Raw genomic sequence first — 18,323 nt, 5'->3', positions numbered from 1 at the left:
ACAAAGCCGACAGAGCGACAGCGAGTCCAGTTGCTAATGGTAGCCAGGACACTCACCAACGATCCCGCTGGTGCGGAAGCCCAGGTCCCGGACTGGCTGATGGGGCCGCACCTCCCAGTGACCCAGGGCGATATCGAGGTCTTCAACGACATCCTCGGTGACGAGATAGACTCGGCGTATTCCTCGACCATCTGCTGCTGCGACTTTTGCTACGCCGACTTCAAGAAGCATTGGCCGGACGTCGCCTTCCGGGAGATGGAGTTCCAAACGCAAGCGATGGAATCGTGGTGGTTCCTGGAATATTCGCGGATGGTGGACATCTACAATCCCGCGGAAATGTCCACCTTGCGGCACTTCGTGACATGCCTCCGCTGCGGGCGTGTCGATTCCCATAACTTGTGGCTTTATGAGCATCTCTTCAGCGACGCCGACGAGATCGAGGAAGCAGCCGACGAGCTGCTCGTCCTTGGCAGCAAGACGCCCTTCCTGATGCTCGAACACCAATTTGCCCGGCGAGTCCTCGAGCAAATAAAGGAAATGTTCGCGACGGCTTCTCGCCGAAGTGTCTCGGAGGCGCTCTATCGCGCCCGACTTGCGGCGGACGTCGCTCGCCTGGGCCAGAACCCGGCGGAGCTGTCGACCTACGCCCCGCCGCCCGCTGCCTTTGTAGGCGAGGGCCGATTCAACCATGCCGGCTCACCGATGCTATACGCCGCTAGCTCGCCGATGGTCGCTGCTGCCGAGCTCGGACGGCCCGGAGACCGGGCCCATGTCGCCGAACTGCGCATCGGATCGGAGTTGCTCATGCTGGATCTGGTCGACCTTGAGGAAGGAGCAACGGGCTTCGAGTTGATGAAGGCATTGGCCTCCTCTGCGCTCTTGCTTGCGCCCAATGCCGGTGAGGGCTGGCTCAAGAAGCAATATGTGTTCTCTCGATTTGTCGCCGACTGCGCCCGAGCCGCCGGCTTTGATGCAATCCGGTACGGGTCAACCAAAAGCGTTGGCGGAAGCAACATCGTGGTACTGGAACCGCCTGATGATTTCTCGGCTCTGGCGACCCTGGTCGGGCACCAAGAACTGACGGGCGCGGAGGCGGACAGGCGGTACTGAGCCGAGCCAGCGGACGTCATCTTGAGGAGAAGAGGGTTGTCACATGATTGCAGATGACGTGCTGATCCGCAGGGCTGAGGTAGTTCGTGTTCACCTCGATATCCTCGATGCGTTGCTACGGGAGCCCTTGGGCGCGAGCCAGGCTATTCGAGCAAGCATGTCGCTTCGCTTTCTGTTCGACGGGGCGCTGAACCGGGCGGCATTCGAGGCGGGGCAGCCCCTGCTGGTCACAGTACCGGATGTGGCGGGCGCCCCGATCGAACAGGCTTTGGTCTTCGCGTGCGGCGGCTACACGATTGGGGGCAACGAGTTCAGCGCCTACTACGCTTATAGGAAACCGGGTGAGCAAAGTCCCTACCGGCGCCAGTTCGAGGAACAAGCAGCTGCGTCTCCTCCGATCCTGCCGCTGGCGGCGGTAAAGCTTGGCGCCTTCCAGCAAGCAGCGTGTCTCGCCATCATGGGCGAAGTGTACTCGCGAGAGGCTGTCATCCGTTATGTCGCGAACAAATGTGGTGGCGCGCATCATCACGACGACACCGAGAAGTTCGACGCGATCGAGCACGGGATAACCAGCGTGGGCCATGGCCTTGAACTGAATGGGGACGGCCTTTCCGCGGTCTTTCTTGAGACCCTTGGGACAGCCTATTTCCTGCTGGCTTCCCCGGACGTCTCCAGCCTCCGCGCAAAGCTCGCAACGCCTCCACCGTGACATCTAGTCGGCGCAGAACGGGATTAGACGAGGCCACCAATGGCGTCCCGGATACTTGCTTCGTGTCGTGGGTTCGAATACCATCCTGCCGTCGCAGTTGATCGATAAAGCGCTGATCTAAATGCGTAAATTTTCAGCGATTCCGCGAATTGCCTCGTCTCGTACCTTCCCCCATGGTTGCGCGGTGTTGCACGCCTGAGAAAAAAGTTCACTTTCTCAACCGGCTATCGCGTTTGAAGGCATCGTTGAAATACCTTCGCTCGGCAGCTTTCGACCCATTTCAAGACATTAAACGCTATGTTGCTGGCGGCGGCTTGTGTCGAAAGCTGCCGCAAGATGACGTAACTTGTCAGGATTTCGCACGATGTAGATCGCCGCAATCCGCCCATCTCGCACGTCTAGCGCGGTCGTCTGGAGCACATCGCCGCGATCGATACTGACATAACCGGGCAGGCCGTCGATCGTCGCGGTCCGCAGGAGCGTCGGCATCGAAGTATATTTGCGCCGCAGCCCAGCGAATAAGCGAAGTGCTCGATCGAGGCCGCGAACGATATTTCGAAAGGCGATCACCTTGCCGCCGCCATCTGAATAGATCTCGATGTCGTGCGCAAGCAGCGCAGACAGCGTGTCCGTGTCGCCGTCGCGCGACGCGGTGAAGAAGGCCCGAGCGATCCGGTCAGCCTCGCTCGCTTCCACCGTGAAACGCGGTCGCGCATTCTGCACATGTTTGCGGGCGCGCGAAGCAAGCTGGCGGACCGTCGCGGGTTCGCGTGCCAATGTCGTCGCGATATCTGTCAGCGCCACGCCAAACACGTCGTGGAGGAGGAAGGCGGCGCGCTCCAGTGGGGACAGCCGCTCCATTGCCAGCATCAGCGTCAGCGTCACTTCGTCGGCGATCGTCTCTTCGGGCTCGGTGGTGCCCATCAGCGGCTCGGGCAACCAAGCACCGATATAGGTCTCCCGGCGCGTACGGGCGGACTTGAGCTGGTCGAGGCAGAGGCGGGTGACGATGCGGGTCAAATAAGCAGCCGGAGCATCGACGCTTTCCACTTTCGCCGACCAGCGCAGCCACGCCTCCTGAACGATATCCTCCGCTTCGCTGACAGAGCCGAGCATCCGGTACCCCAGGCGCAACAACCGTGGCCTTTGCGCCTCGAAGTCGACGAGATATTCATCCCTATGCGGCATTCGTGTGCTCCACAGAGCGCGGTCGGCAGCTCTCATGCGCCGTATCGCGCCATGCCCACAGGGCAAGCCCGGCCGTAAGTATAGCCGGTAGCGTCACCGCGGGAAAATCTTGGGCGAGTGCACCGGTGCCGCAGATGCCCACCGCCACTTCCCAGAAGTGGAACAGCGCATGGCCCGCCAGCCAAAGCGCGGCGGCAGACCAGAGCGGCAGGCGCGCCGCCGGCCGCGCTACGCCCGAAAACATCGCTACCGCGACCAACAGGAAAATCAGTCCTATGTCCCGCACGAAATGCTGGTTGAACGGGCCGGTGGTTGTGACACCCGGCACTGCGAAATACCAGTTGGCGGGTGAGATCAGCATAAAAAGACCATTGACGGCGGCTCCGATGCCAAGCGCCGCGGCTAGGACGAGGGGGAAGCTCCTGTTCATGCCGCCCGCTCCGGAGATTGAGGGGCTAGCCAATGTTCGAAGCGCGTAGGTGCAATCCTCGCCTCTGCGCTCGGCACTAAAGTACGCATGTCCATGTCTCCCATGCAAGGTGTCTGCCTGCATGACGAGATGGCCGCAGCCAGTGTGACATGGGGCGATGGCGGAATGAAAAAATATGCGCCGCCATGTCACGGAGCGCCCGCCTGTCTCGTCATGCCGATGAGCGCCGACAACCGGCGCCGTGACGAGGAAAGCATCATGACCGAAATGAAACGTTTGAACTGGTCCGAGATCGCGCCCGAGGGCGCTAAGGCGCTATTCGGGGTTCACCATTATGTGACGAAGAAGACGGATCTTCCCGAGGAGCTAATCCACCTCGTTTTCCTTCGGGTATCGCAGATCAACGGCTGCGCCCATTGCATCGACATGCACACGCGCGACCTGCTTCGGACCATGCCGGTCGACAAGGTCGCGCTGCTCCCCGTCTGGGCGGAGGTGCCGCACCTGTTCTCCGATCAGTACCGCGCGGCGCTTGCCTGGGCAGAGGAAGTGACGAACCTCAGCACCACCCACGCTTCTGACGTGGCCTACGCAGCTGCGGCTGCCGCTTTTGCGCCGAAGGATTTGGTCGACCTGACGCTCGTCATAGCGGCGATGAACGCCTTTAATCGGCTCGGCGCCCCTTTCCGCCTTCCCGTTGCAGCGAAGCCATGAGCATACAGCGGCGGGCGCATATTCTTGCTCCCGCCTCTAGCAGCAGGCGACCAAAATGCGTCGTTCGCCGATCGGGCTATGCACGGCAGCTTCCGTCAGAACCAGCCATTCGCTCAGCGCGGAGCCGTTTGGCAAAAACGCGCCTTCTCCACCTGGACGATGATGTGTTCCAGCCATGCTCGCTAGCCGCAGGCAGCCGTTTCGTCACGCGCCAGTGCATTGCCAAGTTCCTTGGCTGCCCTATTACTAACAGAGAAAGGAGCCCCGGCTGGCTCGGGGCTCCCCTGTCCATCCTCGCGAGCTTCCCCGAACGGGGCGGACGACAATGCAACGCAGATGGGCGCCATCGGGTTTCCGGCAACAGCTCGTAGCCGTAAAGTTGCGGGCACCTGCGCGGATCGTCCGCACCGAACATTCGCTCAAGCCGCTTCGCGCTCTTCCTCGTGACCCGAGCAGGCCGCCATCTGGTCCTTGACTGCCAGCTTCAGCTTCTTGAGCTGGCCGATCAGGAAATGGCGCGGAGGGAGACGCTTCTCCTCTTCGCGAATTTCGGCATCGAGACGCGCATGTTCGCGCTCGAGGTAGCGCAGATAGTGGTCGTTCATCGTCGAGTTCCTCATGTTCGATGATGGGGCCCGGCCCCAGCCGGGCCCTACGTGTATCAGTACTCCATCTCGGGCATCGCGGCCTTGGCGCCCTTGTCGTCCTTGGGCGCTTCGGCGACGAGCGCCTCGGTCGTGATCAGGAGCGAGGCCACCGAAGCGGCATCCTGGAGCGCAGTGCGGACCACCTTGGCGGGATCGATCACGCCGGAGCCGACCAGGTCCTCATACTGGCCGGTGGCGGCGTTGAAGCCCCAGTTGTAGTCCTCGCTCTCCAGGAGCTTGCCGACAATGAAGGCGCCGTCCTCGCCGGCGTTGTCGGCAATCTGCCGTGCCGGCGCGCGCAGTGCCCGGCGCACGATATCGATGCCCGACTGCTGGTCGTCGTTCGCGGCCTTGAGGCCGTCGAGCGCCTTGAGAGCGCGCAGCAGCGGAATGCCGCCGCCGGGCAGGATACCTTCCTCGACCGCGGCGCGGGTGGCGTGGAGCGCGTCGTCGACGCGGTCCTTCTTCTCCTTGACCTCGACCTCGGTCGCGCCGCCGACGCGGATCACCGCTACACCGCCCGCGAGCTTGGCCACGCGCTCCTGCAGCTTCTCGCGGTCGTAATCGCTCGTCGTGGTCTCGATCTGCGCCCTGATCTGCGCAACGCGGGCATCGATGTCCGAACGCGCGCCAGCGCCATCGACGACGGTGGTGTTGTCCTTGTCGATGATGACCTTCTTGGCGCGGCCGAGCATGCCGATTGTGACGCTCTCGAGCTTGGTGCCGAGTTCCTCGCTCACGACATTGCCGGCGGTGAGGATCGCGATGTCCTCGAGCATCGCCTTGCGGCGATCGCCGAAGCCCGGCGCCTTGACCGCCGCAACTTTGAGGCCGCCGCGCAGCTTGTTGACGACGAGCGTCGCCAGCGCCTCGCCTTCGACGTCCTCGGCGATGATAAGCAGCGGTCGGCCCGACTGGACGACCTGCTCGAGCAGCGGGATCATCGCCTGCAGGTTCGAGAGCTTCTTCTCGTGGAAGAGGATGTAGGGATCGTCGAGTTCGACCTTGAGCTTCTCCGTGTTCGTGACGAAGTAAGGCGAGAGATAGCCGCGGTCGAACTGCATGCCCTCGACCGTCTCGAGCTCGGTCGCGAGGCTCTTGGCCTCTTCGACCGTGATCACGCCCTCGTTGCCGACCTTCTCCATCGCGTCGGCAAGGATCCGGCCGACCTCCTCGTCGCCGTTCGCCGAGATGGTCGCGACCTGCGCGATCTCGCTGTTGGCGCTGACCTTGCGCGCATGGGCTTCAAGGTCCTTGACCACGGCGCCGACGGCGAGGTCGATGCCGCGCTTCAGGTCCATCGGGTTCATGCCGGCAGAGACCGCCTTCGAGCCCTCGCGCACGATCGCCTGGGCGAGCACGGTCGCGGTCGTGGTGCCGTCGCCGGCCTTGTCGTTCTGCTTCGAGGCCACTTCGCGCAGCATCTGCGCGCCCATGTTTTCGAACTTGTCCTTGAGCTCGATTTCCTTGGCGACGGTGACGCCATCCTTGGTGATGCGCGGCGCGCCGAACGATTTCTCGATGACCACATTGCGGCCTTTGGGGCCCAGGGTCACCTTCACTGCGTTGGCCAGCGTATCCACGCCGCGCAGCATGCGATCACGCGCGTCGGACGCAAACTTCACTTCCTTGGCAGCCATTGCCTCGTCTCCTTTCTTCGATATCCTTCCAAGTGTCAGAGGATGCAGGTCGCTGTCAGGCGGCCTGCTTGAGTTGGGCCGCAGCCTCGATCACGCCGAGGATGTCGCTCTCCTTCATGATGAGCAGATCCTCGCCGTCGATCTTGACCTCGGTCCCCGACCATTTGCCGAAAAGCACGCGGTCGCCCGCTTTGACGGCGAGTTCAACGAGCTTGCCGCTGTCGTCGCGCAGTCCCGCGCCGACGGCGACCACTTCGCCTTCCTGCGGCTTTTCCTTGGCGGTGTCGGGGATGATGATGCCGCCCGAGGTCTTCTCCTCGGCTTCGATGCGGCGGACGACCACACGGTCGTGCAAGGGGCGGAAATGCATGCATAACCTCCAGATGCAAAACTGAGATGTGATAGGCCTGCCGATCCTTCGAACGACAGGTGACGCGGAATTAGGAAAGGTCATTTTTCGCGTCAAGATGGCGAGCTAAAATTTTTGGCACTCGGAGGCGATGAGTGCCAAACGCCAGCTTATCAAGTTGTTCCAGTACGACTTTCCCTCTTGACGCGACTCGCCTGCGTTCCAAAATTTGCGGCGTGGGCCGCTGCGCCCGCAGATGAGAAAGGAGCGACACAAAGGAAGGAGGCACAGCCATGTCGCAGCCATTTTCCCGTTATCTTCATCCCTTCGACGTTGCGCACAACCCGAGCCTGGAGCCGGAAGTGAAGCGCGCAATTCTGGCATCCTGGGCGTCCGACCGTTCCGCCGTGCGCGACCATCCCGACCTGCGCAAGCCCCCCGGCGCCAGGCGGGCAGTGCCGATTGATGACATCCTTGCCGCCATGCATGCGATCGACAGGTCCGCGGAAGGTCCCCGCGCTTCGCCATGAGCCGACGGGATTTCATCAGGCAGTTCGAGGGCCATCGGCTTACGACGGCAGAAATTCATTACTACCGCCCGGATGCGCCCTCGCTGCTGCAGCTATTCGTTTGGCAGGAGTACGATCTCGCGCCCGACTTTCCGGCGCTGTTCGCGTTTCTCGAGCATTGGCGGCGCGAGATCGAGGCCGCACTCCACTCGGTGCGCATTTCGCATGACGGGATGATCCGCCCTACCGAGTGGCGCGCGGTCGATGGCGTGATCGATATCCAGTGAAGCGCTTGTCTCTCAAGCGGTGGCGCAAGCCGAAGCCGGACGACGTGCCGGTGCGCCTGCCCTTCAGCGACATCATGGAGTTCGCGATCGCGCTCGTGTCGATCTCGCCGTGCGAACTGCGAGCGCTGGGCTGGACCTTTGCTCAACGAAAGCGACTGCTGGATCACATGCTGGCTTGTGGCCGTGCCGCCGAGGGCATCGAGTCGAACATGCTGGCCACCAAACAGATCGAGCTGCGCTTGCCGAAGAAGGACCTTGTCCGCTGCAGCAATTCGCGGTGCGCGAACTGCCCAAGGCGGCGAGCAACGCGGCGGTGATCGACCGCGTGCTCACCGCCCTCGACCAGGCATGGCATCGACACGAGCGTCCATCACACACTGCAAGCTCTGGCGTGCAATCCTCGCCTACCTGAAGCGCGCCCCAGGTTATGCAGACCTGCGATCATCCTCCTCATTGGCGGCCGTGCTAGCGCAGGGGAACTTGCCGCAGCACAGAGCATGCGGACCCGTGGGCCAGCAGCAAAGCGCAGGGCCCATGGCATCGATTATAGCCGGTCGGATTTGCCCTAGCGATGGCGCCGTCCGGCATTCGAAGATGAGACCCTGCCTCTGACAATATCGCTCGGCCGCCGCGCGGTCGGGAAAGCGCAGCTCGATCGTCGAGAGCGGATCGCCCCCGCCGGTCCAACCCATCAGCGGATCGGCAACTTGGCCCCAGCGCTGGGCGAACCTGACCCGCCATGCACTTTGGCGGCGTCGGCCGCCGTTTGTCGCAGGGGCCAGCGGCTCGATGATGGCCTTCGCGCCGCGCGGAAACGGGGTCGCACCCGCGACGGCGACCGCTACATTGTCGTTAGCCGAAGGCCCGGACTCGAAAGTCCGGGCCCGGCCGTCAACGGGCGCCGCCATTGACGGGAATTCGGCGGGCGCTTTGTTCCGCCGCCTCCGACCGCGGCAGAGTCACCGTCAGCACGCCGTTCTTGAAAGTGGCAGCGACCCTGTCGTGTTCGATGCCCTTGGGCAGGCCGATGCGGCGCTCGAAGCGGCCATAGCTGCGCTCCGAGTAGCCGCGATCCTTGTCCTCGACTTCGGACTTTTTTTCGCCGCGCAGGGTCAAGGCGCCGTCCTCGACGAAGATCTCCACGTCCTTCTCGTCGAGGCCCGGCAGTTCCGCCGTCACGCGAATTTCCTTGTCGGTCTCGCCGAGCTCGAGGTGCGGCCATCCCGACATGCGGTCGAAACCGGCAAAGGCGGGCATGCCAAAGTTGCGAAAGACATCGTCGAAGAGACGGTTCACGTCGCGGTGGAGCGACTGCAGTGGATGGGGGTCCCTTTCCCGTTCGGCGCTCACCGGAACGGGCAGCCGGTTTTCCTGCCGGCTCCAGGGAATGAGATCACGAATAGCCATGATGACATCTCCTTTTCTGGCTGGACTAAGGGCTGAACTTGCCGGACGCCGCGTGCGGGGGGGGGGGCGGGAGGCGGCGCCGGCAGGCCGGTGGACGCGGTTCAGGCAGGCTCGCTCGCCTTTTCCTTCACCTCGTCCAGTCGCTTGCTGTCGGATGCATTGCCGCCGATCTCGATCCGACGCGGCTTCATCGCCTCCGGCACGACGCGCGTCAGTTCGATCGACAGGAGGCCGTGCTCGAAGTTCGCGTTGCCGACCTCGATGAAATCGGCGAGCTGGAAGCGCCGCTCGAAGGCCCGGGCCGCGATGCCGCGATGCAGGTATTCGCCCTTGTCGGCGTCATCGGCACGCTTGCCGGCCACCGAGAGCAGGTTCTGATGCGCGACGATCTCGATATCCTCGGGCTTGAAGCCGGCGACCGCGACGGTGACACGAAAATTGTCGTCGTCGATCTTCTGGATGTCGAACGGCGGATAGCCATCGTCCTCGCGCGCACCCGCTTCGAGCAGGTTGAACAGGCGATCGAAACCGACCGTAGATCGGCGATAGGGCGTAAAATCAAAGTTCGGTCTCATCTCCAAATCCTCCATTTGAGCAATTTGGGCATGAGATGCGCCGGTATCGATGAGCCGGCGCTCTCGATGTCCAACCGGACCCGGTTTGGCGTCCGGTATCATTGAGCTAATTTTAGTCGCGCGGCTTTCAAGATGTCTCGGCCAAAAAAATGAGCAGGGAGCGGACACTGCGCTACCGTGGCGTCAGTAAGTGGGTAGGAACCTGATCTCGCTTCGCAAATTTACCCGGCGATTCAGCCCGAGAAAGGAGGTTCAAGGCTATGGAATGGAAGTTAGTGCGCGAGGACAACGGCAGTATCGCGGTAAAGAACGGCGACCTCGATAGCGAATTTGCAGCGCTGACCTGGGCGCGGCATTGGCTCGAGAATAATGCAGATCACGACCGCTATCGGCTTCAGCCCGAGGCAGACGATAGGCCGATGTTAATGATCCGCACCGTTACCGGACAATGGTATGGGATGCTTATTGCCGCCGAAGCAGGCGCCACTTAGCTGGCTGCGCCTTGCGGCCACGTCATATCGGGTGGTCTGGGAACGATGCTGGAACTTCAGAGACAGATGCAAGGACGATCCGCCAATCACCCGCGATGAGGGTGCTGCTGACTGTAGGAGCGGCGCGAACGTCTGCGCCATCGGAAACCCGCCATTCAAAGGCAGGATGGCGAATGGCGGCTTCGTCCCAGGCGCCCGTGTCCGGCTCTCTACCGCAAACGGGCGCCGAAGGGTTCAGATCTCGGTGTTTTCGGCAAGGGCTAGCGCGTCCTCCACGTCTATCCCGAGATAGCGCACCGTATTCTCGATCTTGCTGTGGCCGAGAAGGATCTGGACAGCCCGTAGATTGCCGGTCGCCCGGTAGATAATCGATGCCTTCGTTCGGCGAAGCGAGTGGGTGCCATACTCGCTTCGCATCAAACCGACCCCTGTCACCCATTCATCGACAAGCCGAGCATACTGGCGAGTGCTGAGATGCCCATTATGATCAAATCGGCTCGGGAACACATAATCGTCCACCGTGCCGCCCCGGCGTTCGAGCCATGCCAGCAAGCTCGTTCGAGCATCGGGCAGCAGTTCGAACTGAACGGTCCGGCCTGTTTTCTGCTGCATTACGATTGCCCGCGTTCGGATCTGCCCTCCGCTGACAAGGTCACCGATCTTCATCCGCACCAGGTCGCAGCCCCGAAGTTTGCTGTCGATCGCCAGATCGAACAGCGCCCGATCTCGCAGGCGGCGGCGCTGATTGAGGTAGAAACGGATTTCCCAAATCTGCTTCGGTTTCAGAGCCCGCTTTGCACCCACGGTCCTGCCGGCATTCCAAACCGGGCGCTTGGTGGCGTTGAGTTCTGTTTCAGGCATCTCGATGATCGTTCTCCTATGGCCACATTGGCAATCTGCAGAACGCTTGCCGACAAGGATGCGCAGGACTTGCTTTGGGGCTCGTGCCGATCAACTAAAGTCGTTTGCTCTGCTCGCTGCGAACGTCCGGATCTGAGAATAGCCGCCATTCGGCGAAAGGGCGTTGCGTCGCCACCAATGACAGCGAAGGGATCGAGCGATATGAAATGACAGCGCCGACCGTCCTCGCTAAGGGCATCCCTCGTGCATCGGCTGCGTCGCCTCGTCCTTGCCAATAGGCCTTTTGCCTGCGCGGTCCTCGCACTCGCGCTGCTGATGAAGATCGTCGTGCCGTCAGGGTTCATGCCGACGATCTCCAACGGTCATATCGTGGTCAGCCTCTGCTCGGGCATGGGTCCGAAGACGATGGTTATCACCATACCCGGTCTCGAGCATAAGTCGGGCGGCGATAGTCATAAGGGCAAGGCGGAACAGCCCTGCGCCTTTACGGGCCTATCCGCGCCATCGCTTGCGGCTGCTGACCCGCTCCTGCTCGCGGCCGCGATCCTCTTCGTGCTGGCGCTCGGCATGCGCCCGTTGGCGCTGCCGGCTTCGATCGCGCCACCCTATCTTCGTCCGCCGCTGAGAGGGCCGCCTCTCCACTGATTTCTCGCGTCGCGTAAGCGGCTGCTGGTGTGGGCGTTTGGAAGCGCCTCCGCCGGCGTCGCTGCGCATGTGCATTGAGGCGGCCGCTCGCGGCCGCATGTCGGGCAGCGACACCTCGTCGGCCCGCGCATAAAGAGATTCAGGGAAGAACAGTGAAAACATCCATTATCGCGCTGGCCGCCTGTCTGGCCGCCACCCCCGCTATCGCTCAGGACCGCGCGCCGAGCGACGCTGAAAGCCTACGGTCCGACGATATCGTCGTCACCGCCACGCCGACTATCGAACAAGCGACCGACGCGATCCAGCGCACGCCGGGCGGCGTCGAGGTCGTGCCCGACACGGCGTTCAAGAACACGCCGGTCCAGCACATCAAGGACATATTGAGCTATGTCCCCGGCGTCATCACTCAGACACGCATGGGCGACGACGCCCGCGTCTCGATCCGGGGGTCGGGGCTCTCGCGTGCCTACGGTATTCGCGGCATCAGTGTGCTGCTCAATGGTATTCCCATGAACACGTCGGACGGCCTCATGGATTTCTTCGAGATCGACCCTACCGCTTACCGCTATGTCGAGGTGTATCGCGGCGGCAATGCCCTGCGCTTTGGCTCCAATGCGCTCGGCGGCGCGATCAACCTCGTCACCCCGACCGGCCGTGATGCTTCGCGGCTCGACGCCCGGATCGATGGCGGCAGCTTTGGCTATATCAAAGGCCAGGTGAGCACAGGCGGCGTGTCGGGCGATCTCGACTGGTTCGCGACGGTCTCGGCGCGGTCGAACGACGGATACCGCGACCATAGCAACGGGAATGCTGTTCGTGGCAATTTCAACCTCGGCTATCGCATCTCGCCGAAGGTGGAGACGCGCTTCTACGTGGCTGCAGCCACCACCAACCAGCACATTCCCGGCGAGGTCAGCAAGGCGACCGCACTCAATACACCCCGCGCCGCCAACCCGGTGTGGGTGGCACAAGATCAGCAGCGCAACGTCGATTCTGTCCGGATATCGAACAAGACGAGCTTCGACCTGGGCAATGCGGCGCTGGAGATCGGCGCCTTCTACAACTGGCGCCATGTCGACCACCCGATTTTCCAGTATCTGGACTTCACGGTCGACGATTACGGCGCGTTCGCGCGCATTGTGGACGATCGTTCGATCGGAGGCATGCGGAACCGGTTGATCGCCGGCGTCAATCTCCACAACGGGACGATCGACACCAACCAATATGTCAACGTCGCCGCGACCAAGGGCGCGCTCGCGGCCTCAATGATCGACAAATCACGCAACCTGTCCTTCTACGCTGAGGACTCGCTGTTTGTGCTGCCGCAGCTCTCGCTGATCGCGGGCGTGCAATATCTCGATGCCGTCCGTGACCGGCGCGACCGCTTCCTGTCCAACGGCGATCAGTCTGGGCGCAAGGACTTCAGCCTGTTGAGCCCGAAGTTCGGCGTCCTATGGGATATAAATTCGAAGGCGCAGCTCTTCGCCAATGTATCGCGCAGCGCGGAAGTGCCGAGCTACGACGCCAACGTGATCACCGCCGTGAACCTCAAGCCACAGCGCGCAACAACCTACGAGATCGGCACGCGCGGGCATAGCGGCATGGTCGGCTGGGATGTCTCGTTCTACCGCTCAGCGATCCGCGACGAGCTCCAGTGCTTGACCACTGGGCCGTTCAGCGCCTGCTCGATCATCAATGCCGGCCGAACCATTCACCAGGGCATAGAGGCTGGGTTGACCGTCGACTTCCCCCTGTCAGCATCGGGCGACAAGCTCATGGTGACCGCCGCCTATACCTATAGCGACTTCAACTTCGACGGCGATCCGAACTACGGCAACAACGAGCTGCCAGGCATTCCCAAACACTATCTGCGTGCCGAACTGCTCTACAAGCATGCCAGCGGCTTCTACGCCGGTCCCAATGTCGAATGGGCGCCGGGGCATTATTTCGCGGACAATGCCAACACGCTGACCGTCGATCCCTATGCGCTGCTGAACCTAAAGGTCGGGTTCGACACCGGCAAGCGCTGGTCAGTCTACCTCGAAGGCCGGAACCTGACGGACAAGCACTATATTGCGACCGTCGCTATCGCGGGCGTCGCCAATGCCAGCTCGGAGATATTCAATCCCGGCACCGGCCGCGCCGTATTCGGCGGTGTACGGTTCACATGGTGACCCGCGCCGGCACGGTAGCGGCTGGAGGGGCAAGCAGCGCCTACCGCACGATCTGGCGCTGGCATTTCTATGCCGGGCTGTTCGTCCTGCCCTTCATCCTGATCCTTTCGGTCACCGGCGCAATCTACCTGTTCAAGCCGCAGATCGACCGTTGGGAAGAGCGGGCTTATCAGGGGCTTGCCATGTCGGAGGCCGTGTCGCCCGACAGACAACTGGCGGCAGCGCTTTCCGCGACCCCGAACATGCGGTTCAACTATTACCGCCTGCCCGAGCGGCCAGGCGATGCCGCGGTGATCCATGTGATCGCGCCCAATGGCGCGCAACGCGACGTCTTCGTCTCACCGCAGGGCCAGGTGCTGGGCAGCCGCGATCCGAACGCCAAGATTTCGGAAACGGTCGCGCGCATCCACGGGTCTCTGCTGATCGGCACTTGGGGCGACTGGCTCGTCGAACTGGCGGCGAGCTGGACGATCGTCATGATCCTGACCGGCCTCTATCTCTGGTGGCCGCGCCCCTTCCAATTCGCGGGCTCGCTGTGGCCGCGCCTGTCGCTGAGGGGCCGGCCACTGTTGAAGGACATCCACCGCGTCACCGGGTTCTGGATCGCAGGACTGGTGCTGGTCATGCTCGCGAGCGGCCTTCCTTGGGCAGGCGCTTGGGGAAGCGCGTTCAAATGGGCGCGGACCGAGCTGGGCCTGGTCAAGGGGCCGGAGGACTGGAAGATCGGCGTCGATGGCGGCCATGCCGGGCACCATTCTGTCATGCCAATGGCGATGCCGTTAGTCCCGCAAGCGACCGGATTGCCGCTGTCGGTGTTCGTCGCAAAGGCTCGGGACCAGCACCTCGCTTTTCCGGCGCTGGTGCTGCCGCCGCATGCGCCGCAACGCTTCGGTCCGCCGACCGGCAATGAGTGGACTGCTAAGTCCGAGGCGCAGAACCGCTGGCTCGGACGACAGGTTACCTATGATCCGATCACCGGCGCCGAGAACGGAAGGCGCGGGTTCGCCGACCAGCATATGCTCGACCGGATCGTGAACACCGGCGTAGCCTGGCACGAAGGGCAGTTGTTCGGCTGGCTGAACCAGTTGATCGGCGTTTTCACCGCCATCGCATTGGTGACGATCAGCATTCTCGGCGCAGTGATGTGGCTGAAACGCCGTCCGCAAGATAGCATCGGCGCGCCGCCTGCGGCGGCAGGCGGAGGCAGGCCGTGGATGATCGCGGTGCTGATCGGTCTGGCGCTGCTGCTTCCTTTGTTCGGCGTATCGCTGCTCGTCCTGCTGTCTATCGACCAGCTCGTCTGTCGCGCTTGGCGGCCTCCCACCGCTCTGCAGAGCTGAACGCCGGGTGCTGCGCCGTGCGCGCCGCGACCGCGCGGCCCGCTGCCAAGACGCGTCGATCAACTTCGGCGTCAGGCGACCAATTCCTCTCGTCGTGCCCTGCGCTTTCCGCTTTTAACGGAGGCGGTCAATTCAACGAGGCCGGACGTTTGAAGGCGTCGAATTATCACCATCGTATCGTCGACACGATGGAGCAACCCGTCGATTCACCGTCCTAACGCGCGGCCATGCCGAGCAGCTTGTCGACCGCTATTCGGAAGAAAGCCCCGGATGCGCATCGAGGCGAGGCGGCCGATCTTGCCTCTCGTTCGACTGGCTGAGCGCGCGGCGCTGCCACCGGCTGTGCGGAACCGCTCCCTTAATTCCGCATCAAGCCAGACGATTGGGACAGACCTTACTGCGCGCGATCGTCGGAGCCGCGTATGTCGTCGCCAATCGGCCAACGCCCCAGCACTCTGTCACTTTTCGGGTTCTCGATACGGACTTCGGAGAAGTTGGCGTTGATCAGGCAAAGCGGTCGCTGTGCGTCCCCGCCTGGCTGAACGCAATGGAATGGCCCTGTGCCAGCAGCCGGTGCCAACCTGCCGACGATCCGCAAGCGGAACCCGCGCGCCGGGTCGAAATCGTCAGCTGTCGCGCGCTGCACCACTTCATAGGGCCGCAGCTTACCGCCGGCAGCTTCATCGGTCAGGCGGGCAATCGCGACCGTCTGGCCCGAAAGCAGGACGGGATCACTCCCCGTTTCGGCATTCGGCTCGCGGAACGCCTTGCAACTCGTCGCACTCGACCACGGCCGGGCTATCCAGAACCCTCTAAAAGTCGCCTGTTCGCCACTCACAGGCGCATCGCCCCATGTGTCGCCGCGCCAAAGCACTGGCTCAATGGTGATCCGCAATGTCGCCGTCTTCTCGTCGAAGCGCCAACGCATCGCGCCCGGGCTTTCGACGGTGCCCGGTGCTTCGCAACCGAAGGGCAGCACCAGATCGAAACGCTGTCCCCCCGCCGCCTCAACGGCTTCGGGAACAGGCGCTTTCGAGGCGAAGGCATCGGCCGCCTGGGTCGCCAAAGCGAGCAACTGCGCGCGCTCGAGGGTCACCGACATACTCGGCGACGGGGTCTGGACCGGCTTTGGCGGAAGGTCGGCGACCAGCGGGAGAGCTTGAGGCGGCGGGACGGAACTGCGGCCTGCCAGGAAACCCGTCCCGGCAAGCGCGATCGCCGCTACGAGACCGCCGGCGATCGCGAGACGGCTTTTCCGGGGGCTTGGCTCTTGCATGGGGCATGGGTAGCAAACATCGCCCCTTCGTCACACCCCGGAGACGGTTTTGCAGCATCGCAAGTTGACTCCCCTTCGGGCTCCGCCGAGTCAGGGCCTATGACCGCCGACCAAATCCTGACTCTGCTTGTCCTCGCCGCAGTGGTCGGGGCGCTGATCTGGGACAAGGTCCGCGCCGACGTTGTCGCGCTCACCGGAGCGGCGATCCTGCTGATGTCCGGCGTCGTCCGCCCGGTCGAGGTGCAGGCGGCGTTCGCCAGCCCCGCGATCATGGCGCTGGCCTCGCTCTTCGTCATCGCTTACGCGCTGGAGCTCAGCGGGCTGCTCGACCGCGCGATCGCTCTCGGGGTCGATCTGTGCAAGCGGATGGGGACCAAGGGCATCTGGCTGTTGCTGACGATGATTGGCGGCGTCTCCTGTTTCCTTAATTCGACTCCGATCGTCGTGCTGGGCGCGCCGGTGATCCGAGACGTCGCGACGGCCATGGGCCAGTCTCCCAAGCGTTATCTCATGCCGCTATCCTACATCACCGTGCTGACCGGCTGTTGCACGCTGATCGGCACCTCGACTAATCTGCTAGTCGACGACATGGCGCGGGTCGCCGGCCAGCCGCGATTCGGGCTGTTCGAGATCACGCCAGTGGGCGTCCCCGTCGCGCTCGCGGGCGGCCTTTACCTGCTCCTGGTCAGCGGCAGGTTGCTGGGCAAGCGGTTCGACAGCGCACCGGTCGATCGACCGGAGGTCGATCCGCATGAGATCCATGGCGCCCAGATCGGCGATGCCAGCCTGTTTGCGGAGCCACGCCCGCTCCAGCCGGTCAAAGCCACGATCGCGGTCGCAGTGTTCATCGGCGCGATCGGACTGGCCGCGCTGGAGGTGGCGCCGATTGCCGCCACCGCCTTTGCGGGCGCCGTCCTGCTGATCCTGCTCAAGGTGATCAGTGCCGACCAGGCCTATTCAGGCCTGAAGCCCGAAATCCTGATCCTCATCGCCGGTATGGTCGTGATCGGCATCGGCATGGAGCAGAGCGGTCTGGCCGCGCAGGCATCGAGCCTGCTGATCGCAACCGTCGACGGGCTCAGCCCGATGGTGGCGTTGATCGTACTGTACATGGTGACGATGGTGCTCACCGAACTCCTGTCCAACGCAACCGTCGCCGTGCTGGTGACGCCGATCGCGGTCGCGCTGGCCGAAAGCCTCGGTGTCAGTCCCCGGCCGTTCCTGGTTGCCGTCATGATCGCCGCGAGCGCGGCCTTCGCGACCCCTTTCGGCTATCAGACCAACGTCATCGTCTACCAGATGGCAGGCTACCGCTACATGGACTTCGTGCGCGTTGGGCTCCCGCTGAATCTCATTACCGCCGCCGTCGCGATCGTCGCGATCCAGTTCGCCTTTCCTTTCTGAGGGTAAGCCAGCACTTGGTAGCGATCCTACACGCATCGAACTGCGCGGTGATATCCTGGCGCTTTGCAAAATTAGCGGACATGCAACCTGTAAGTTTAGCGCGAACTGGATCGAACAGGTCCAAGCGCGTGTAGATGCCAAAGCGGTCTCGCGCAGTCAGAAGTCGGGTTTCGCGCGGCAAGACGCAAGATTGACGAGCAGTCCGGTTATGCGCGCAAGATGAGATTGACGGCTTCGAGAAGATCATCATTGCGGTATGGCTTGTCCAGGACCGCAGCGAACAGCTCTTCATGCTGGCGGGCAATCGCCCCTTGCGCCCCGCTGACCAGGATGATGGGCAAATCGGCAATTTCCTGATCGGCCCGGATGGCCTGAGCCAGTTCCAGGCCGGTCATCACCGGCATCATGAAATCGGTGATCAGGAGGGCAGGCCGACGCGTGCGAATCTGCTCGAGGGCATCCTGGCCATGGGCGGCCGTCGCCACTTCATGCCCCTCGTCCTCGAGAATATCGGCAAGCATGAATGCTAGCAGATGTTCATCATCGGCAACGACGATCAGCGCCATA

22 protein-coding genes are annotated in these 18,323 nt (G+C 62.8%); 11 read left to right on the top strand and 11 right to left on the bottom strand.

Annotated features, from left to right (window positions below; all coding sequences use genetic code 11):
- Nucleotides 1–36: 36 nt before the first annotated feature.
- Both HUK72_RS12450 and HUK72_RS12445 read left to right on the top strand, forming a co-directional pair.
- Nucleotides 37–1,110, top strand: coding sequence for an RES family NAD+ phosphorylase (locus HUK72_RS12450; protein ID WP_176597046.1), 1,074 nt, complete (start codon nt 37–39; stop codon nt 1,108–1,110).
- A gap of 43 nt (nt 1,111–1,153) precedes the next feature.
- Nucleotides 1,154–1,819: a hypothetical protein gene (locus HUK72_RS12445; RefSeq protein WP_176597045.1), complete on the top strand. Its 666-nt coding sequence runs from the start codon at nt 1,154–1,156 to the stop codon at nt 1,817–1,819.
- 288 nt (nt 1,820–2,107) lie between these two features.
- Here the strand turns inward: HUK72_RS12445 and HUK72_RS12440 are convergent, their stop codons facing one another.
- Nucleotides 2,108–3,007, bottom strand: a complete 900-nt coding sequence (locus HUK72_RS12440) for a sigma-70 family RNA polymerase sigma factor (RefSeq protein WP_176597044.1) — start codon at nt 3,005–3,007, stop codon at nt 2,108–2,110.
- Nucleotides 2,997–3,437, bottom strand: coding sequence for a hypothetical protein (locus HUK72_RS12435; RefSeq protein WP_176597043.1), 441 nt, complete (start codon nt 3,435–3,437; stop codon nt 2,997–2,999). Before HUK72_RS12435 ends, HUK72_RS12440 begins: the two co-directional genes overlap by 11 nt.
- Before the next feature lie 87 nt (nt 3,438–3,524).
- Between HUK72_RS12435 and HUK72_RS12430 the strand changes: the two genes are divergently transcribed.
- Nucleotides 3,525–4,151 carry a carboxymuconolactone decarboxylase family protein gene (locus tag HUK72_RS12430; protein ID WP_255325683.1) on the top strand — a complete coding sequence of 209 codons (627 nt, stop codon included), beginning with the start codon at nt 3,525–3,527 and terminating at the stop codon, nt 4,149–4,151.
- Nucleotides 4,152–4,570: 419 nt separating this feature from the next.
- On the opposite strand, the gene HUK72_RS12425 is transcribed toward HUK72_RS12430, so the two are convergent.
- The 3 genes from HUK72_RS12425 to groES are packed head-to-tail and all read right to left on the bottom strand — an operon-like array spanning nt 4,571 to nt 6,808.
- Nucleotides 4,571–4,756: a YdcH family protein gene (locus HUK72_RS12425; protein WP_066560368.1), complete on the bottom strand. Its 186-nt coding sequence runs from the start codon at nt 4,754–4,756 to the stop codon at nt 4,571–4,573.
- Between the two features lie 56 nt (nt 4,757–4,812).
- On the bottom strand, nt 4,813–6,438 hold the full coding sequence (gene groL, locus HUK72_RS12420; RefSeq protein WP_176597042.1) for a chaperonin GroEL: 1,626 nt from the start codon (nt 6,436–6,438) through the stop codon (nt 4,813–4,815).
- Between the two features lie 55 nt (nt 6,439–6,493).
- Nucleotides 6,494–6,808, bottom strand: a complete 315-nt coding sequence (groES, locus tag HUK72_RS12415; protein WP_087576271.1) for a co-chaperone GroES — start codon at nt 6,806–6,808, stop codon at nt 6,494–6,496.
- A gap of 272 nt (nt 6,809–7,080) precedes the next feature.
- Between groES and HUK72_RS12410 the strand changes: the two genes are divergently transcribed.
- The 3 genes from HUK72_RS12410 to HUK72_RS12400 are packed head-to-tail and all read left to right on the top strand — an operon-like array spanning nt 7,081 to nt 7,900.
- A complete protein-coding gene (locus HUK72_RS12410; protein WP_066560376.1) occupies nt 7,081–7,317 on the top strand; it encodes a hypothetical protein in 237 nt (78 codons plus the stop codon).
- Nucleotides 7,314–7,583: an usg protein gene (locus tag HUK72_RS12405; RefSeq protein WP_176597041.1), complete on the top strand. Its 270-nt coding sequence runs from the start codon at nt 7,314–7,316 to the stop codon at nt 7,581–7,583. The genes HUK72_RS12410 and HUK72_RS12405 overlap by 4 nt, the downstream gene beginning before the upstream one ends.
- Entirely contained in the window at nt 7,580–7,900 is a 321-nt protein-coding gene (locus tag HUK72_RS12400) for a hypothetical protein (protein WP_255325682.1), read from the top strand. Before HUK72_RS12405 ends, HUK72_RS12400 begins: the two co-directional genes overlap by 4 nt.
- A 108-nt stretch (nt 7,901–8,008) precedes the next feature.
- Here the strand turns inward: HUK72_RS12400 and HUK72_RS12395 are convergent, their stop codons facing one another.
- The 3 genes from HUK72_RS12395 to HUK72_RS12385 form a co-directional block, all read right to left on the bottom strand.
- Complete coding sequence (locus HUK72_RS12395) at nt 8,009–8,491, bottom strand: NADH dehydrogenase ubiquinone Fe-S protein 4 (protein WP_176597040.1); 483 nt, start codon at nt 8,489–8,491, stop codon at nt 8,009–8,011.
- Nucleotides 8,475–8,990 (bottom strand): Hsp20/alpha crystallin family protein, encoded by a 516-nt coding sequence (locus HUK72_RS12390; RefSeq protein ID WP_066560384.1) that lies wholly within the window; start codon nt 8,988–8,990, stop codon nt 8,475–8,477. The genes HUK72_RS12395 and HUK72_RS12390 overlap by 17 nt, the downstream gene beginning before the upstream one ends.
- Before the next feature lie 101 nt (nt 8,991–9,091).
- Nucleotides 9,092–9,565 carry an Hsp20 family protein gene (locus HUK72_RS12385; RefSeq protein WP_066562012.1) on the bottom strand — a complete coding sequence of 158 codons (474 nt, stop codon included), beginning with the start codon at nt 9,563–9,565 and terminating at the stop codon, nt 9,092–9,094.
- A gap of 260 nt (nt 9,566–9,825) precedes the next feature.
- Between HUK72_RS12385 and HUK72_RS12380 the strand changes: the two genes are divergently transcribed.
- Nucleotides 9,826–10,056 (top strand): hypothetical protein, encoded by a 231-nt coding sequence (locus tag HUK72_RS12380; RefSeq protein ID WP_007683852.1) that lies wholly within the window; start codon nt 9,826–9,828, stop codon nt 10,054–10,056.
- Between the two features lie 234 nt (nt 10,057–10,290).
- Here the strand turns inward: HUK72_RS12380 and HUK72_RS12375 are convergent, their stop codons facing one another.
- Nucleotides 10,291–10,923 (bottom strand): tyrosine-type recombinase/integrase, encoded by a 633-nt coding sequence (locus HUK72_RS12375; RefSeq protein WP_336950776.1) that lies wholly within the window; start codon nt 10,921–10,923, stop codon nt 10,291–10,293.
- Nucleotides 10,924–11,160: 237 nt separating this feature from the next.
- On the opposite strand from HUK72_RS12375, the gene HUK72_RS12370 reads away from it, so the two are divergent.
- From HUK72_RS12370 to HUK72_RS12360, 3 genes are all read left to right on the top strand, one after another.
- Nucleotides 11,161–11,562 carry a hypothetical protein gene (locus HUK72_RS12370; RefSeq protein WP_336950723.1) on the top strand — a complete coding sequence of 134 codons (402 nt, stop codon included), beginning with the start codon at nt 11,161–11,163 and terminating at the stop codon, nt 11,560–11,562.
- Nucleotides 11,563–11,714: 152 nt separating this feature from the next.
- On the top strand, nt 11,715–13,736 hold the full coding sequence (locus tag HUK72_RS12365; RefSeq protein ID WP_176597038.1) for a TonB-dependent receptor: 2,022 nt from the start codon (nt 11,715–11,717) through the stop codon (nt 13,734–13,736).
- Entirely contained in the window at nt 13,730–15,076 is a 1,347-nt protein-coding gene (locus tag HUK72_RS12360; RefSeq protein ID WP_176597037.1) for a PepSY domain-containing protein, read from the top strand. Before HUK72_RS12365 ends, HUK72_RS12360 begins: the two co-directional genes overlap by 7 nt.
- A 394-nt stretch (nt 15,077–15,470) precedes the next feature.
- Here the strand turns inward: HUK72_RS12360 and HUK72_RS12355 are convergent, their stop codons facing one another.
- Nucleotides 15,471–16,352, bottom strand: a complete 882-nt coding sequence (locus HUK72_RS12355; RefSeq protein ID WP_176597036.1) for a hypothetical protein — start codon at nt 16,350–16,352, stop codon at nt 15,471–15,473.
- 99 nt (nt 16,353–16,451) lie between these two features.
- Between HUK72_RS12355 and HUK72_RS12350 the strand changes: the two genes are divergently transcribed.
- Entirely contained in the window at nt 16,452–17,756 is a 1,305-nt protein-coding gene (locus tag HUK72_RS12350) for an SLC13 family permease (RefSeq protein ID WP_176597035.1), read from the top strand.
- A 206-nt stretch (nt 17,757–17,962) separates the two neighbouring features.
- On the opposite strand, the gene HUK72_RS12345 is transcribed toward HUK72_RS12350, so the two are convergent.
- Nucleotides 17,963–18,322 carry a response regulator gene (locus tag HUK72_RS12345; RefSeq protein WP_176597034.1) on the bottom strand — a complete coding sequence of 120 codons (360 nt, stop codon included), beginning with the start codon at nt 18,320–18,322 and terminating at the stop codon, nt 17,963–17,965.
- Nucleotide 18,323 lies beyond the last annotated feature (1 nt).

It is taken from the genome of Sphingobium sp. 15-1 (assembly GCF_013375535.1).
In the GTDB taxonomy this organism is placed as follows: domain Bacteria; phylum Pseudomonadota; class Alphaproteobacteria; order Sphingomonadales; family Sphingomonadaceae; genus Sphingobium; species Sphingobium aromaticivastans.
The sequence above is the reverse complement of the archived record's forward strand: the minus strand, read 5'-3'. Positions and strand labels throughout refer to the sequence as shown.

Bases quoted from the DNA above. Each gene is read 5' to 3' on its own strand.
- HUK72_RS12450 (WP_176597046.1), top strand. From the start codon at position 37: ATGGTAGCCAGGACACTCACCAACGATCCCGCTGGTGCGGAAGCCCAG.
- HUK72_RS12385 (WP_066562012.1), bottom strand. From the start codon at position 9,565: ATGAGACCGAACTTTGATTTTACGCCCTATCGCCGATCTACGGTCGGT.
- HUK72_RS12445 (WP_176597045.1), top strand. From the start codon at position 1,154: ATGATTGCAGATGACGTGCTGATCCGCAGGGCTGAGGTAGTTCGTGTT.
- HUK72_RS12440 (WP_176597044.1), bottom strand. From the start codon at position 3,007: ATGCCGCATAGGGATGAATATCTCGTCGACTTCGAGGCGCAAAGGCCA.
- HUK72_RS12355 (WP_176597036.1), bottom strand. From the start codon at position 16,352: ATGCAAGAGCCAAGCCCCCGGAAAAGCCGTCTCGCGATCGCCGGCGGT.
- HUK72_RS12390 (WP_066560384.1), bottom strand. From the start codon at position 8,990: ATGGCTATTCGTGATCTCATTCCCTGGAGCCGGCAGGAAAACCGGCTG.
- HUK72_RS12410 (WP_066560376.1), top strand. From the start codon at position 7,081: ATGTCGCAGCCATTTTCCCGTTATCTTCATCCCTTCGACGTTGCGCAC.
- HUK72_RS12405 (WP_176597041.1), top strand. From the start codon at position 7,314: ATGAGCCGACGGGATTTCATCAGGCAGTTCGAGGGCCATCGGCTTACG.
- HUK72_RS12435 (WP_176597043.1), bottom strand. From the start codon at position 3,437: ATGAACAGGAGCTTCCCCCTCGTCCTAGCCGCGGCGCTTGGCATCGGA.
- groES (WP_087576271.1), bottom strand. From the start codon at position 6,808: ATGCATTTCCGCCCCTTGCACGACCGTGTGGTCGTCCGCCGCATCGAA.
- HUK72_RS12360 (WP_176597037.1), top strand. From the start codon at position 13,730: ATGGTGACCCGCGCCGGCACGGTAGCGGCTGGAGGGGCAAGCAGCGCC.
- HUK72_RS12425 (WP_066560368.1), bottom strand. From the start codon at position 4,756: ATGAACGACCACTATCTGCGCTACCTCGAGCGCGAACATGCGCGTCTC.
- HUK72_RS12395 (WP_176597040.1), bottom strand. From the start codon at position 8,491: ATGGCGGCGCCCGTTGACGGCCGGGCCCGGACTTTCGAGTCCGGGCCT.
- HUK72_RS12350 (WP_176597035.1), top strand. From the start codon at position 16,452: ATGACCGCCGACCAAATCCTGACTCTGCTTGTCCTCGCCGCAGTGGTC.
- HUK72_RS12430 (WP_255325683.1), top strand. From the start codon at position 3,525: ATGTCCATGTCTCCCATGCAAGGTGTCTGCCTGCATGACGAGATGGCC.
- HUK72_RS12345 (WP_176597034.1), bottom strand. From the start codon at position 18,322: ATGGCGCTGATCGTCGTTGCCGATGATGAACATCTGCTAGCATTCATG.
- groL (WP_176597042.1), bottom strand. From the start codon at position 6,438: ATGGCTGCCAAGGAAGTGAAGTTTGCGTCCGACGCGCGTGATCGCATG.
- HUK72_RS12380 (WP_007683852.1), top strand. From the start codon at position 9,826: ATGGAATGGAAGTTAGTGCGCGAGGACAACGGCAGTATCGCGGTAAAG.